We start from the raw sequence: 15,052 nt of genomic DNA, 5'->3' as shown, positions 1-15,052 counted from the left end.
TCAGGGGGTAGGTTGCTGGGTGAATTGGATGTGTACCTTCAGCGGCGGATGCGCCCCTGCCTCGGGGCCAAACACGTCCAGGATGTCGGTGAATGGCACGTTTTGTTCCACGAGCCAGGAGATGTCCAGCCCGGTGTCCTTGAGAAATTCCAGGGCGGGGGCCAGCCCGCCGGCAAAGCGGAGCGTGGAGGTGACCCACGATTCCGCCTGGGAAATGTATTTGTGCGGGATCCCCGACCCGGCGGGCAGGTTGCCCACCAGCACCACGTGGCCCACGCCCGGCGTCACTGCCCGGAGGGCCAGTTCGACGCCGGCCGGGTGGCCGGAGGCGTCAAAGACCACGTCGTAGCGGCTGCCGGCGGCAACGGCCGCCTCCAGTTCCCCGGCGGTGAACGCGGCGTCCGCACCATGCTCGACGGCGAGGTGCGCGCGGCGGGCGCTGACATCCATGACGGCGATGGATGCGCTGCCCAGGCCCCGGGCGGCAACGGCGGTCAGCTGACCGATCGCCCCGCCCCCGACGATGAGCACGTTCCTGCCGGCAACAGGAGTCTTGCGGACGGCGTGCAGCGCCACGGCCAGGGGTTCCAGGAGCGCGCCCGTGGGCAGGTCCGTGCCGTCCGGAAGCGGCAGCACGTGGGTGGCCGGGAGGACCAGGTATTCCTGCAGGGCGCCGTCGCGGTGCGGCTCCACCGCCGCGGACCCCAGGTAGCGGGTGTGCGGGCACAGGTTGTCGAATCCCGCCAGGCACTGCCCGCAGCTGCCGCAGGACAGGCTCGGAACCAGCGCCACCGGGGCGCCGGGCGTGACGGTGGTGACCCCGTCGCCCAGTTCCGCCACAATGCCGCTGGCCTCGTGGCCCATGACGAAGGGGGCGGTGACGGCATAGGCGGCTGATCCGCGGTAGTAGGCGGCGTCCGAGCCGCAGATCCCCACCGTGTGGATTTTGACCAGGACTTCGCCCGCGCCGGGCGCGGGCCGGGGGCGGCGGTGGAGTTGAAGGTCGCCTGGACCGGCAAGCACTGCTGCGTTGTGGGTCCGGACCAACTCCCTCCATCCAGTCGCGCCGCCACTAAGGGAGTGAACAGCAAGGGGACCGCGTGCCAACACCTCTGACCCGCACGAAACTCAGCCAGCAAATGTTCGACGCCATCATTGACCACATCGTTGACAATGACCTGCAGCCCGGCAGCAGCCTGCCGTCCACGGCTGCCTTGTGCGAGCAGTTTGCCGCCAGCCGTCCGGTGGTCCGCGAAGCCCTCAGCGCCTTGGAGGCAGTGGGGCTGGTTGAGGTCCACAACGGCCGCAACGCCGTGGTGAAGGAGCTCGACGGGCACTTGATCGAACTGTTCCCCTCCCGCGTGCTGCGCAACAACAGGCGCCCCTTGACCGACATGATGGAGGTGCGGATCCCCCTGGAGATCCAGGCGGCACGGCTGGCTGCCGAGCGCGCGTCGGCTGCGGACTTTGACGGCCTGGAGAGCCTCCTGGAGGAAATGGACCATGCCCTGGGCGACTCGGAGGGGTACCCGACGCTGGACGTTGCCTTCCACATGGCCATTGCCCGCGCCACGGGCAATGGCGCCCTTGTCTGGTTCAGCGAGTCGCTGCGGCATGAGCTGACCACGGTCATGGTGGAGGTCCGCCGGTACCGCGAGGTCAACCAGCTGGTGGGCGACGAGCAGCGCGAGCACCGCGCCATTGCCGCCGCCATCCGGGACGGCGACCCCGAGGCCGCCGCCCGGGCCATGGCGGAGCACATGAAATCAGCTGAAAACTATGTCCGCATGATCCAGGAGACCATGTTTGGGCACGATGCCGCGCCCCGCATCCGGCGCCACCCGGCCTGAGGCGGGCCGCGGCACTAGAATCCACCCATGGACCATTCCCCCACCGCACGCCGCAACCAGCTTGTCCTGGTGGCCGGCCAGCTCCTGTCCGGCGTGGGCGTCGCCTCCGGCATTTCCGTGGGCGGCATCCTGGCTGCACAACTGGCAGGCACCACGGCGGCCTCCGGCTTTGTGCAGACAGCCTCCACCCTGGGTGCCGGGCTGGTTGCCGTGCCACTGGCCAACCTCGCCGTCCGGGCAGGCCGGCGCTGGGCGCTGAGCGCCGGATTTGCCCTTGGCGCAGCGGGTGCCGTGATGGTGCTGCTCGCCGCGCACCTTGGGCAGTTCTGGCTGATGGCGGCCGGCATGCTGTTTTTTGGCGCCGCCAGCGCGTCCGGCCTGCAGGCCCGCTATGCCGCCGTGGACGGTGCACCACCGCAGACAGCAGGGCGTGCCATGGCCATCGTCATCTGGGCCACCACCGTCGGTTCGGTGGCCGGGCCCAACCTGTCCGAGCCCGGGCGGCTGCTGGGCCTGCGGCTTGGCATGGTGCCGCTGTCCGGGCCGTTCCTCTTTTCCGTCGTTGCCTTCACCACCGCAGCCTTGGTCATTGCCACTTTTTTCCTCGGCGCGCCCCGGCCCGGCGGCTCCTCCCGCCCTGCCCGGGCAGGGGAACCCCGGGCGGCGCGGGCCAGGCCTGTCGCCGCCAACAAACGCCACGGGGCGTGGGCGGCGCTGCGGACCGCCAGCCGGAATCCGCGCGCCCTGGCGGCACTCGTCTCGGTGACCGGCGGGCACATGATCATGGTCGGCGTGATGGTCATGACGCCGGTGGCCATGGACGCGCACGGGCAATCGCTGGAGATCATCGGGGTGGTGATCAGCCTGCACATTGTGGGCATGTACGCGGCAAGCCCGGTGTTTGGCTGGCTGGTGGACAAGGCGGGGGCGCTGCGCGTGGTGCTGGCCGGCTGCGGCATCTTCGCGCTCGCGATCACACTCGGCGCACTGATGTCCGACGCCGGCAACCCGGTGTTCATGTCGATCGCACTGGCCATGCTGGGGCTGGGCTGGTCGGCGTGCCTGATCGGCGGCTCCTCGCTGCTCACCGCGTCTGCGCCGGAGGACATCCGGGTGCCGCTGCAGGGCGCCAATGACATGCTGATGAACTTCGGTGCGGCCGGGATGGCCGCCGTGGCCGGGCCCGTGTTGACCGCAGGCGGCTTCCTCTGGGTCAACCTGGCCGCCCTGGTCGTGCTGGTGCCCATGGTTGCGCTGGCCATTCGCGCCGGGCGCACGACGCCGGAACCCGCCACCGAGGAAATGGTCCCCGCCGGCTGAGCCTGGGGCCGGGAGTTGGGGCTGCCGACAATCGCGTTTGACGTACCTGGGTGCCATATCCCGGCGTTGGCCCTATTCCCCCAGGATGTGGCGCAGGGCCGGCTCCAGGGACTCGTGCCGGAATGTATAGCCGCTGCCCACCGCCTTCGCGGCGGACACCCGCTGGTCGGCGAGCGCCAGTTCACGGGCACCCTGGCCTCCCAGCAACAGCCGGGGCCCCGCTGCCGGCACCTTGACCGCGGCCGGACGGCGGAGCACCCGGCCCAGCGTGTGGGCATACTGTTCGGCAGTCACGGGGTGCGGGGCCACCGCATTCACCGGCCCCTCCAGGGACGCGGAAAGCACGGCGTGCGCAAAGATTCCGGCCACGTCGTCGATGCCAATCCAGCTCTGCCACTCCTCCTTCCCCAGCGGCCCGCCCACGCCGGCCAGGTACAGCGGCAGCAGCCGCTGCAGCACCCCGCCGGCAGCGGACTGCACCACGCCCGTGCGCACATTGACCACCCTCAGGCCGGCCTCGGCGGCCGGACGGCTGGCCGCCTCCCAATCGCGGCACACCTGTGCCAAAAAGTCGGAGCCCGCGGGATCCGACTCCACCAGCGCGCGCGTGGACCCCGGGCCCGTGTTGCCGGCCGGGTGGTGGGGTGCCGCGCCGTAATAGCCGACGGCGGAGCCGCTGACAAAGGTGCGTGTTACGCCGTCAGACGCCAGCCGGGCCAGCGTGCCGGCCAGCAACGACGTCCCCTGGATTCGGCTGCGGTAGATCGCGTCCTTCGTCCTGGCCGTGAACCGCCCGCCGATGGGATGGCCGGCGAGGTTGACCACGGCGTCGCACGCGGCAAGCTGTGCGGCCTCGAGGGTGCCCGCGGCCGGGTCCCAAAAGGTCTCAGCACCGCCCCGCGGCGCGTGTCGGACCAACTTCAGCACCGTGTGCCCGCCGCCGCCAAGCAGCGCGCACAGCTGCGTGCCGATGAGCCCGGAGGCGCCTGCAACGGCAATTGTCAGGGGGCGTCCGGCATGGTCCCGGTGGAAGGCCAGGTCATCGGACAGCTGGCGGGCGCGGAAGTCGAACATCCGGCCCAGCTCCGCCTCAAACCGCCGCTGTGCCCACGCGCCGGTGGCCACGGGCGGCAGCCGGTAGGTCACGGTGTCCGTCATGACGGTGCTGCCCGCCACCGGGCCGTCGGCAAAGTCGTGGCGATGCGTCCAGCTGGTCAACGGCCCGCTGGTCATGATGTCGGTGAATGACTCCCCCGGCTCGAGCTCCGTGTGCAGTGCCTCCCAGCGCAGCTGCGGCCGGACCGCGTTGAGGCTGCGCAGCGCCTCCGGCAGGATCCCCTGCACGGTGCCCGACGCCGACCCCAGCCACAGGCCCAGCCCGCCCGGGGCGCCGACGCCCAGGGCCGCCGTCGACCCCGCCTCAATTCCGTGGCTGGGCCCGGCCAGGACGCTGCCCAGGAACGACGGCGTGAGTCTCACCAGGGCGCCGGGCCGGGCAAACCACCGGAAAACGTCGGCGCGGGGGAACGGAAGTGCGGTGGTGCGGCGGAATGTCTGCATGTCTCTCCCGTTGCCTTTGGTTTCTCCTGCCTGCCCCACGCTACCCCGCCTCAAATCCGTGCAGGCGGCCGGTGGCGGGGCCAAAAGTGGCGTCGAGGGCGGACACGCGGCCGGGTGCCCGGTCCGATTCCAGCCACTCGAGCAGTTGGCGGACGGCGGTTTCCGGCCCTTCAACCACCACGTCGACGGTGCCGTCGGCACGGTTGACGGCGCTGCCGGCCAGCTGCAGCCCGCGCGCCTTGCGGGCCGTGAGGTAGCGGAAGCCGACGCCCTGCACCGTGCCGTGGACCACGGCTGCCAGCCGCACGGCTTCGGTGTGCTCCCCCGAATGTGCCATGGCCGCCCCTTTCCTGCTGGCCATATGATCCCACAGATAGGGGCCGGCAGGGGAGGGCCGGCGGCCATTTTTGTCCGAGCCCCTTGCTAGATTCAAGGGACTGTTCAAAGTAACCGCTGGAAGGCGCCGCCATGTTCCTCCTCCGCACCCCTGCCTTGCCTCCGGGCGACGCCGCCCCCTTGATCTTTTCCGCCTCGGACCTGGTGGTGGCCAGCGAATGCGAATACCGGACGCTGCGGATTCTGGACGAGAAGCTGGGCAGGACCGGGAAGCCGGGATTCCCGCAGGATGCCATGCTGCGCCGCGCCGCCGAACTCGGCGACGCCTTTGAACACAAGATCCTGCGGGAGCTAACCGCCCGGTACGGCACGTGGCATCCGGCCAGCGGTGCCGGCGTGAAGGTAGTGGAGCGGGGGGCGCTGACCTGGGCGGGCCTGGAGGCGAAGCGGAAGGAAACGCTGGCCGCGTTGCGGGGAGGGGCCGACGTCGTTTTTCAGGCCACTTTCTTTGACGGCTCGCTGGTGGGATTTGCGGACTTTCTGGTGAAGCAGGGGGACGGGTCGTACGCGGTGTGGGACACCAAGCTGGCCCGGCACGCGCGCGTCAGCGCCCTGCTGCAGCTGGCAGCCTACGGCGACCAGCTGGAAAAGTACGGCATTCCCGTCGACCCGGTGGCCACGCTGGTGCTCGGCGACCGCAGCCGCAGCGACCACCCCATGCCGGACCTGCTGCCGGTGTTCCGCGAGCGCCGCGGCAACTTCCTGGCGCTCACGGCCGGCCACCGGGCGCAGCCGAATCCCGTGGCCTGGCTCCAGGACGGCATCGCGTACTGCGGCCGCTGCGACTACTGCGCCGAGCAGGTCGAAAAGCACCGGGACCTGCTGCTGGTCAACGGCATGAGCGGCCCGCAGCGCCGCAAGCTGATGGCGCAGGGCATCACCGGCATTGACGCCCTGGCCGCCATGCCCCGGGCCGCTGCCACCGGCCCGCTGGCCCGGCTGCGCGACCAGGCCCGCATGCAGCTGGGGCTGGACGTGGCCGACGGCACGGCCTTTGCAGGCACGGACGGCCACCCGGTCAGCTACAAGGTGCTCAGGGACAGCATCAGCCGGCTGCCCGCGCCCAGCGCCGGGGACATCTTCTTTGACTTTGAGGGCGATCCCCTCTGGCAGGACGCGGCCACGGAAAAGTGGGGCATCGAGTACCTCTTTGGCTCCATCGAGGCGCCGGTGCCGGGCGCCGCCCCCGGCACCCCGGAGGTGTTCAGGCCGTTTTGGGCGCACACGCGCGGGCAGGAACGCCAGGCCCTGATTGACTTCATTGCCTATGTGGAGGCACGCCGGGCGGCCCATCCGGACATGCACGTCTATCACTACGCGCCCTATGAAAAGGCGGCCCTGCGCCGGCTGTCGGTGGAGCACGGGGTGGGCGAGGACGCCATCGACGACTGGCTCCGCACTGGCCTGCTCGTTGACCTGCTGGACACGGTCCGCCAGTCAGTGCGGATCTCCGAACCGTCGTATTCCATCAAGAAGCTGGAGCCGTTTTACATGCCTGCCGGGCGCGTGGGCGAGGTGACGAATGCCGGCGCCTCGGTGGTTGCCTACGCCGAGTACTGTGCCGCGCGCGACGCCGGACGGGCCGGGGACACGGCCCGGGCGGCCGAGGCGCGGGAGACCCTGGCCTCGATCGGCGCCTACAACGAGTACGACTGCCTATCCACGCTGCGGCTGCGGGACTGGCTGCTGGCGATCGGCGCGGCCGTCCAGGTGGCCACCTGGACGGAGGGCAGTGGCAAGCGCGACGTCCCGGAAGCGAAGGAAAGCAGCTACGAGCCGTCGCCCGGAGAGGTCCGGCTGCGCGTATTCCTGGACAAACTGGCCGCCGGGCGGACCGCAGGCCAGGAACCCACGGACGATGAAACCGCCATCGCCATGGTCGCCGCCGCGGCCAGCTACCACCGCCGCGAGGACAAGCAGTTTTGGTGGGGCCACTTTGACCGGCTTGAAAAACCGGTGGATTCCTGGGCCGAGGAACGCAACATCCTCATCGTCCGGGACGCCTGGGTGCTCGAGGACTGGGCCAAGGCAACACCGCGGGCCCGGACGGAGACCCGCACGGTGAAGCTGCGCGGAACAGCGACGGAAGGCTCCGACTTCCGTCCCGGCACGCAATGGTTTGGCATGTTCAACGCCCCACTGCCGGGCGGCATGGCAGACGGGGAGGCGGACGCGTCCAGGCGCGGCGGCCTGTTCAACGTCACGGTGGTCGAGGACGTCTCCGCCCCGGGCACCCCGGAACTCACCACCTTGATTGTGACGGAGAAGTCCACCCTGAAGGTGCCTGCCTACAACCAGCTGCCCATGGCGCTGACCCCCAACCAGCCGGTGGCCACCAAAAGCATCAGGGAAGCGCTGGCCGCACTGGCGGCCACGGTGGGCGGCACGCTGCCGGACCTGCCACGGCACCCGGGACTGGAGATCCTGCGCAAGGCCCGCCCCAGGCTGGCCGGCGGCGGGGACCTGCCGTCCGCCGCCGTCCCGCGGGACGGACACGGCCTGGAACAGCCGGATTACGTTGCCGCCATCACGGAGGCCGTGCTGGCGCTGGACCATTCCTACCTGGCGGTTCAGGGCCCTCCCGGCACCGGCAAAACGCATGTGGGTTCCCACGTCATCGCCAACCTGGTGGCGCGGGGCTGGAAGGTGGGCGTGGTGGGCCAGTCCCACGCGGTGGTGGAAAACATGCTGCGGGCGGCCGTGGAAAAAGCCGGCGTGGACCCGGACCGCGTCGGCAAAAAGCTGGCGGCACCGCACGGGGTGCCATGGACGGTGACTGATGAGAAGCAGTTCGGCCGGCTGCTGGGTGATGCGGGCGGCGCCCTGATCGGCGGCACGGCGTGGACCATGACGGGGACCAACGTGCCGGCAGGGTCGCTGGACTTGCTCGTGATTGACGAGGCCGGGCAGTATTCGCTGGCCAACACGCTGGCCGTGGCGCAGGCCGCCCAACGGCTGCTGCTGCTGGGCGATCCGCAGCAGCTGCCGCAGGTCACCCAGGGCTCGCACCCGGTCCCCGTGGACGACTCCGCGCTGGGCTGGCTGTCCCGGGACCATGCCACGCTGCCGCCGGAACTGGGCTACTTCCTGGCCGACTCCTGGCGCATGCACCCCCGGCTTTGCGATGCCGTGTCGCAGCTGAGCTACGAAGGGAAGCTGAAGTCCGCACCGGCCGCCGCCGAACGCCACCTGGCCGGCAAGCCGGCTGGTGTGGAAACCGTGCTGGTGGTCCCGGCACCCGGCAGCAGCCGGGACAACAGGCAGTCCTCCCCCGAAGAGGCCGCGGAGGTGGTGGCCCAGGCGAAGGGACACCTCGGGCTGGTGTGGACGCCCGGCGCCGACGGCGTGCCGCGCCGCCTGGTCCAGGCGGACATCCTGGTGGTGGCCGCCTACAACGCGCAGGTCCACCTGGTGCGCGGCGTGCTGGACGCTGCCGGGCTGGCGGAGGTGCGGGTGGGCACCGTGGACAAGTTCCAGGGCCAGGAAGCACCCGTGGTGTTGGTGACCATGGCGTGCGCCGACCCGGCCGGCGCACCGCGGGGCATGGAGTTCCTGCTGAACCGCAACCGCATCAACGTGGCCGTCTCCCGCGGGCAGTGGCGGGCCGTCATCATCCGGTCCCCGCAGCTGACCCGCTTCATGCCGTCCAGGCCCGCCGCCATGGCGGAGCTGGGCGCGTTCATCGGGCTGTGCAACCGGGGATAGCAGTGCCGGGCCCGGCCGCTGGACCGGGCAGCCGTCCGGCACGATAAAATGAAAGACCGTGCCCCGACACCGCAAAGGCCCCCATGCGCCCCACTGACAACGCCGTTGCGCAGTGGCATGCCCAAAAACAGCTGCGCCACAGTCCGTCCTGGCGCCTCATGCAGGCCGCCCCCTGGTCGGTGGCCTTCCTGCGGGCCGAGTTCACGCCGGCCAGGCAGCGCGTCCCGCTGGAGGAGTTCCACGCCGACCTGGCCGCGTTCATGAAGGAGCTGCGGGAGGAAAACCTGAGCCTGAACGAGTCCTGGCAGGCTTCCAACTACGCCGACTCGTGGGTGCGCAGCCAGTTCCTGGCCCGCCCCATGGTGGATGGCCGCTTCGTCTACGAGCCCACCGCGGCCAGCACCCGGGTCCTGGCGTTTTTGGACTCGGTCACGGTGGAGCGCACCAACCTCAACAGCTCCCGGCTGAGCACCCTGCTCACCAGCATTGAATCATTGTCCTTCCAGACCGATCCCAACCCGGACCGCCGCATTGCCGTGCTCGAGGCCGAAATCGTCGAGCGGCAGGCGGAGATTGAGACGCTGCGGAACGGCCGGAACCCGGCGGTGCTCTCCGACAACTCCGCCCTGGCGGCCACCCGCAGCGTCCTTGACCTGGCCTCCAGCCTGCCGGCCGACTTCAAGCGCATGCGCGACGGCGTGGAGGCCATGCTGCACACCATCCGCCAGGAAATCATGGAGTCCTCCGTGACAAAGGGCGTGGCGGTGGGGCAGGTCCTGGAGGGCGACAAGGCTCTGCGCAACACGGCCGAGGGCGAGACCTTCCAGGGCTTCACCGAATTCCTCAACGACCCCGCCCGGCAGGCCCGCTTCCGGCAGGCCGTCAATGAGGTGCTTGAACGCGGATTCACCGACCAGCTCAGCAGCGGGGAACGCGGCACACTGGCCACCCTGGTCCGTGAAATGCGCCGCCAGGCCGCGGACGTCCACGCCATCTACGGCCGCCTGTCCGAAAGCCTCCACAGCTACGTGATGAGCGACGAGTTCCGGGAGTCCATCCTGCTGCGCAAGGCCATCCACGCCGCCGAACAGGCCGTGGCCCGCGCCCCGCTCGGCCCGCGCACGCCGGTGGTGGCGCCGCTGCTGTACGCCCCCAACTTTGAAACCTTGGCGGGCCTGGGCATCTTCGACCCCGAAGACCACGTCCCCCCGCCGCCGTTGGCCGCACCCCCCGCCCTCAGCGGTGCCGACATCCACCGAACCCCCGCCACGCCGTCGGCGGACATGCCCGCCGTCCACGCCGCCGTCGCCCTGGCCCGCAGCACCCGCAACGGCACGGCCACCCTCGCCGACGCGTACGCCGAGCTGCCGGCCGGGCTGCGCCACCTGAACACCATCCGCGGCCTCATCCTCGCGGCCCGGGCCACCGACCAGGCCGTGGACACCGCCCGCACGCAGACCCTCCGCTTCACCCAGATCGACGGCACGGAGCGCACCGCCCGCCTGCCGCTCGTGACATTCACAAAGGACACCGCCCCATGACCGCCAGTTCCACGGCTTCCCAGGAGACGTACGACGCCGGCACCCGGCCCGCCGCGCCCGGCACCAGTGACGCCTACCGTTCCGAGAGGTCCCTGTTCCCCGGTGACACGGGCTCCTTCCCCCTGGAGCTCCGCCAGGCGCTGGTCCGGCTGCTGCGCGGGCCCTACATCGACGGCACCGCTGATGCCACGGTGTGGACCACGGTCCTGACCCACCGGGCGTCCCTGCAGCAATACCTGAGCGAAATCTTCCTGGTGTTGACGGTGGATCCGGAACGCAAGATCGCCCTGCTCACCCCGGCCGGGATCGACGCCGTCCACACGCAGCCCATTGTGGCCCGCAAGCCGCTCCGGCGCGAGGAAACCGTGCTGGCGCTGCGCCTGCGCATGCTCCTGGACCGCCAGGCCGGCACGGGAACGGACACCACCCTCACGCGCGGCGGCGCCCGGGACATCCTGGCCGAACACCGCCAGCCGGGCGCTGTGGACGACAAACGCCTGGATGAGCTGACGGACTCGTCCCTGGCCCGGCTCCTGGCCCTGAAGCTGCTCCTGCCCACCGAGCTTCCCGGCGAATACCGGGTCAGCAACGCCCTGGCCCTGGCCCTGCCCTTTGACTCCATCGACCAGATCCCCGCCTACCTGGCGGCCCTGGACAAGGGCGCCTGCGCGGACACGGACGCACTTGATTCCCTTGCGGAGGAGGACGCCGAATGAGCATCGCCACCACCTTGCCCATTGGCACGGAAATCAACCCCGGCCAGTACCGGCTCAGCCAAATCCAGATCATCAACTGGGGCACGTTCCACGGCCGCCACACCATGTACGTGGACCGGGCCGGGACCCTGCTCACGGGCCACCCGGGCGTGGGCAAGTCCACCCTCTTTGACGGCATCCAGCACATTTTCTACGCCGCCCCGCGGCTGAACGAGTCCGCCCACGAGGCCTCCAACCGCAAGGACCGCCGCACCACCTTCAGCTACATGCGCGGGCGCAGGATCAAGACCCCGGACGGCACCGTGTACCAGCGCCCCAGCGCCACCTGGTCCGCCACCGCGCTTGTCTTTGAGGACGGGCTGGGCCGCCATGTCACCATCGCCGCGCTCTTCGACCTGCCCGCCAACGGGCTGGAGGGCCAGGTGGGCAAGCACTACCTGATCCACGACAAAGCCCTCGACACCGAGGCCCTGGAAAAGCACGGCAGCCGGCGCTTCTCGCCGTCCTCCCTGCACGCGGCCCTGCCCGGCTGTGAAGCCTTTGACGTGCACAAGACGTTCGCCGAGCGCTTCCGCCGCAAGCTGGGGATCGACAATGACAAGGCCTTCAGCCTGCTGCGCACCCTGCAGAACGGCAAGGGCCTGGACAAGGGCGTCAACCGCTTCTTCCGGTACGAGGTGCTGGACCAGCCGGCCACCCTGGCTGCCGCACGCGCCGCCGTCGACGACTTCAGCCACCTGCGCGGCATCTACCGCCAGCTCGAGGACGCCCGGGGGCAGCGCGACGCCCTGGCCCCGGTGCCCGAACTGCACCGCAAGCTGCGGGAATACAAGGAAAACCATTCCCGCACAGTTGAACTAAAAAAAATCCAGCTGCCGTTGTTGCGCCGCCGCTTCGAGGCCGAACTGCTCTCGGCCAAGGCAGGGGCGCTGGCGGAACAACGCACGCAGACGCTGGCGGAGATCGAGGCCGCGGCCGCCGCCAAGGATGTCCTCACCGAGTCCGTGGCGTCCCTTGATGAGCAGCACGCCAACCATGGCGGGCGCGCCATCGAGGGCCTGGAGAAGGATATCCGCACAGCCCGGCGCGAGCTGGAAGGGCGCCGACGCGTGGAGTCGTCCGTCCGCGACGACCTGGCGGCCGCCGGCCTGGACGCCGACTGGACGCCCGAGGGCCTGGCGGCGGCACGCCGCAGCGCGGGCGCCGGCGTCGAGCTTCAGCAGGCTGAAACGGAGACCGCCCGCACCCGCGAGTATGAGGCGGTGGCGGAGAGCATCAACGCCAAGGACAGCGAGAAGAAGCTTCGCGCGGAGATTGCCTCCTACCAGCGGCGCGGCAGCAACATCGACGGGCGCAACGCCGCCGCCCGGCGCGCCATCTGCGCCGCGACCGGCCTGGATGCGGAGGCGCTGCCGTTTGCCGGCGAATTGGTGGACATCGCCGCCGGCCACACGGAATGGCGGCCGGCCGCGGAAAAGGTGCTCCGCTCCCTGGCCACCACGTTGCTGGTGCGTGCTGCGGACATCAAGGCGGTCACGCGGGCCGTCAACGGGCTGGACGGCGTTGGCAGGGTGCGGTGGATCAACATCGGGGCAGCGGTGCGCCCGGCCGAGCCCGGCCAGGGCCATCTGGCCACCAAGCTGGACTTCCACGACTCCGACGCCGGGGACTGGCTGCGTGCCAAGGTGGCCCGCGACTTCGCGTTCCACTGCGTGGAGAGCGACGCGGAGCTGCACGGCCACGAACGCGCCCTGTCCCTGGCCGGGACGCTGAAGGCCAACGCCGCAACCTTTGAACGTGACACCCGCACGGTCCACCCGGCCGACTACCTGCTTGGCTTCACCAACGTGGACAAGATTGCGCAGCTGGAGGCGCGGGCCGACGAACTGGCCGCCGCCAGCGAAAGCGCGGCGGCCCTGGCCGACCAGCGCAGCAGGGCCAAGGACCAGCTCACGGGCCGGCTGGAGGCGTTGCGCAGGATGGCCAAGGACGTGCGCCCCTTCGAACAGCTCGATTCCGGTCCCCTGGCGGCGCAGCTTGCCCAGCTGGAGCAGGCGCTCCAGGCGACCATTGACAGCAGCGCCACCCTGGCGGGCATCAGGGAAGCGCTGGGCGGGGCACGGGCGGACCTGGAGGCCGCCGTCGGGCGCGTGGCCGTGCTCAACAACAGCCTCGCCGGGGTGGAAGGGGAGCTCACCTCCGTTCGGGAGGCGGCGGCCTCGACCGCCGCGAAGGCGGGCCAGGAACCGCCTGCGGACTGGGCACAGGAAGCGTTTGCACCCTACACTGCCGGCGGCCGGCCGGGCACCCTCGAAGAACTCGAGCAGTTGTTCAGCCGGGCAGCCGTGGACCTGGGCGAACGTGCCGCCATGGCCAAGGAACGCATCTTCCGCACCGAGGCCGCACTGGGCGACATCTTCAAGGCCTTCGCCCGCGAGTTCGGGCCGGGCATGGGTGCCAGCTACGGCACCGGCGCGGATGCCGCCGAACACTATGGGGAACTCTACGAGCGGATCATCTCCGAGGGGCTGCCGCAGCGCCAGGAGGAGTTCCGCGAATACTTCAACAACCGCTCCTACGAACGCTTTTCCGACCTGCTGCAATTGCTGGAGGAGGAACGGCGCGCCATTGGCGAGCGGATCCAGCCACTGAACCAGATCCTGGCCGAGGTGCCGTTTGAGAAGGGCAGCCGGCTGCGCCTGGAAGTGGCCACCACCATCCCCGAGGAGGCCCGCACCTTCCGGACCGACCTGAAGGAGGCCCTGGGCAACGCGTACGCCAAGGCCACGGAGGAAAAGATGGCGGCCAGCTACCAGCAGTTGGAGCGGCTGGTGGATGCCCTCAGCGACTCCTCCATGCAGTCGTGGGCGGACACGGTGCTCGATGTCCGCCAGCACGTCACCATCAGCTGCAACGAGCACCGGCCCAACGGGGAAGTGGAGCTGGGACTGGAGCCTGGCACGCTGTCCGGCGGCGAGGGGCAGCGCTTCACCTCCTTCGTCATGGGTGCCGCACTGGCGTACCAGCTGGGCATCGATGCCCAGGGCTACAGCAGCTACGGCACAGTCATGATCGACGAGGCGTTCATCCAGGCCAACTCCGAATACGCCGGAGCCGGCATCAACGCCCTGCAGGAGTTCGGTTTCCAGCTGCTCCTGGCCGCGCCGGAGGACAAGGTGGACCTCTCCCGGCACCTCGGCTCGGTCACGGACATCATCAAGCACCCGCAGGCCAACGTCTCCGGCTTTGTTTCCTCGGGGCGCTCCCCCGCCACGGCGACGGACATCATCCTGGGCTAGCAATGTGACGCGTTTTCACGGGCGGCTGCTGTCTTACCGGCAGCTTGCGGTAGTGTCGGTGTCTACAAACTTCAGCTCATGCCGGGCACGTCCATGCCTGTCCACCGACGTACAGGCACGGTACCGGCGCTGCGAGGCTGTGCCGTGCCCCACCACCCCGCACGGCAGCCGCCGCCGTCCAGGCAAACCTTCGCCGGACGCTCTCGCGCCTCCCACCTTGGAAGCGACGCAGGAAAAACTACATGTCAATTGAAACCACCGAAACCACATCCACGCGCAGCCGGATCGACCTGACGGAGCAGGAGATCTTCGAGGCCCACCGCGGCGGCAAGCTCTCCGTCACAAGCAAGGTTCCGCTGGACAGCCTGCGGGACCTGTCCATCGCCTACACGCCGGGCGTGGCGCAGGTCAGCCGCGCCATCGCCGCCGATCCCGCCCTGGCGGACAGCCACACCTGGGCCAGCCGTCTCGTGGCCGTGGTTAGTGACGGCACCGCCGTCCTGGGACTCGGAGACATCGGCCCCAGCGCGTCCCTGCCCGTCATGGAAGGCAAGTCGGCCCTGTTCAAGACCTTTGGCGGGCTGGACTCCATTCCCCTGGTGCTCGCCACGACGGACGTGGACGAAATCATTGAAACCCTGGTGCGGCTGCGCCCGAGCTTTGGG

9 protein-coding genes and 1 pseudogene are annotated in these 15,052 nt (G+C 69.9%); 7 read left to right on the top strand and 3 right to left on the bottom strand.

The window, feature by feature from the left end:
• Positions 1–1,023, bottom strand: a complete 1,023-nt coding sequence (locus G6035_RS06380; protein WP_176616249.1) for an alcohol dehydrogenase catalytic domain-containing protein — start codon at positions 1,021–1,023, stop codon at positions 1–3.
• A gap of 77 nt (positions 1,024–1,100) precedes the next feature.
• On the opposite strand from G6035_RS06380, the gene G6035_RS06375 reads away from it, so the two are divergent.
• Positions 1,101–1,850 (top strand): FadR/GntR family transcriptional regulator, encoded by a 750-nt coding sequence (locus tag G6035_RS06375; RefSeq protein WP_176616248.1) that lies wholly within the window; start codon positions 1,101–1,103, stop codon positions 1,848–1,850.
• A gap of 27 nt (positions 1,851–1,877) precedes the next feature.
• A complete protein-coding gene (locus G6035_RS06370) occupies positions 1,878–3,170 on the top strand; it encodes an MFS transporter (RefSeq protein ID WP_176616247.1) in 1,293 nt (430 codons plus the stop codon).
• Between the two features lie 72 nt (positions 3,171–3,242).
• On the opposite strand, the gene G6035_RS06365 is transcribed toward G6035_RS06370, so the two are convergent.
• A complete protein-coding gene (locus G6035_RS06365; RefSeq protein ID WP_176616246.1) occupies positions 3,243–4,730 on the bottom strand; it encodes a TIGR01777 family oxidoreductase in 1,488 nt (495 codons plus the stop codon).
• Positions 4,731–4,770: 40 nt separating this feature from the next.
• Positions 4,771–5,067: an acylphosphatase gene (locus G6035_RS06360; protein WP_176616245.1), complete on the bottom strand. Its 297-nt coding sequence runs from the start codon at positions 5,065–5,067 to the stop codon at positions 4,771–4,773.
• A 131-nt stretch (positions 5,068–5,198) separates the two neighbouring features.
• Here G6035_RS06360 and G6035_RS06355 point away from each other — a divergent pair, with 131 nt between their 5' ends.
• From G6035_RS06355 to G6035_RS06335, 5 genes and pseudogenes are all read left to right on the top strand, one after another.
• Entirely contained in the window at positions 5,199–8,831 is a 3,633-nt protein-coding gene (locus G6035_RS06355; protein ID WP_176616244.1) for a TM0106 family RecB-like putative nuclease, read from the top strand.
• An 83-nt stretch (positions 8,832–8,914) separates the two neighbouring features.
• Positions 8,915–10,372 carry a DUF3375 domain-containing protein gene (locus G6035_RS06350; RefSeq protein ID WP_176616243.1) on the top strand — a complete coding sequence of 486 codons (1,458 nt, stop codon included), beginning with the start codon at positions 8,915–8,917 and terminating at the stop codon, positions 10,370–10,372.
• Entirely contained in the window at positions 10,369–11,088 is a 720-nt protein-coding gene (locus G6035_RS06345) for a DUF4194 domain-containing protein (RefSeq protein WP_176616242.1), read from the top strand. Before G6035_RS06350 ends, G6035_RS06345 begins: the two co-directional genes overlap by 4 nt.
• Positions 11,085–14,387, top strand: coding sequence for an ATP-binding protein (locus G6035_RS06340; RefSeq protein WP_176616241.1), 3,303 nt, complete (start codon positions 11,085–11,087; stop codon positions 14,385–14,387). Before G6035_RS06345 ends, G6035_RS06340 begins: the two co-directional genes overlap by 4 nt.
• A 242-nt stretch (positions 14,388–14,629) precedes the next feature.
• Positions 14,630–15,052, top strand: a pseudogene (locus G6035_RS06335) (NADP-dependent malic enzyme); the annotation flags it as partial.

Origin of the sequence: Arthrobacter sp. SDTb3-6, from assembly GCF_013376095.1 — a bacterium.
Lineage (GTDB): Bacteria > Actinomycetota > Actinomycetes > Actinomycetales > Micrococcaceae > Specibacter.
The sequence above is the reverse complement of the archived record's forward strand: the minus strand, read 5'-3'. Positions and strand labels throughout refer to the sequence as shown.

Bases quoted from the DNA above. Each gene is read 5' to 3' on its own strand.
- G6035_RS06360 (WP_176616245.1), bottom strand. From the start codon at position 5,067: ATGGCACATTCGGGGGAGCACACCGAAGCCGTGCGGCTGGCAGCCGTG.
- G6035_RS06370 (WP_176616247.1), top strand. From the start codon at position 1,878: ATGGACCATTCCCCCACCGCACGCCGCAACCAGCTTGTCCTGGTGGCC.
- G6035_RS06350 (WP_176616243.1), top strand. From the start codon at position 8,915: ATGCGCCCCACTGACAACGCCGTTGCGCAGTGGCATGCCCAAAAACAG.
- G6035_RS06340 (WP_176616241.1), top strand. From the start codon at position 11,085: ATGAGCATCGCCACCACCTTGCCCATTGGCACGGAAATCAACCCCGGC.
- G6035_RS06355 (WP_176616244.1), top strand. From the start codon at position 5,199: ATGTTCCTCCTCCGCACCCCTGCCTTGCCTCCGGGCGACGCCGCCCCC.
- G6035_RS06345 (WP_176616242.1), top strand. From the start codon at position 10,369: ATGACCGCCAGTTCCACGGCTTCCCAGGAGACGTACGACGCCGGCACC.
- G6035_RS06365 (WP_176616246.1), bottom strand. From the start codon at position 4,730: ATGCAGACATTCCGCCGCACCACCGCACTTCCGTTCCCCCGCGCCGAC.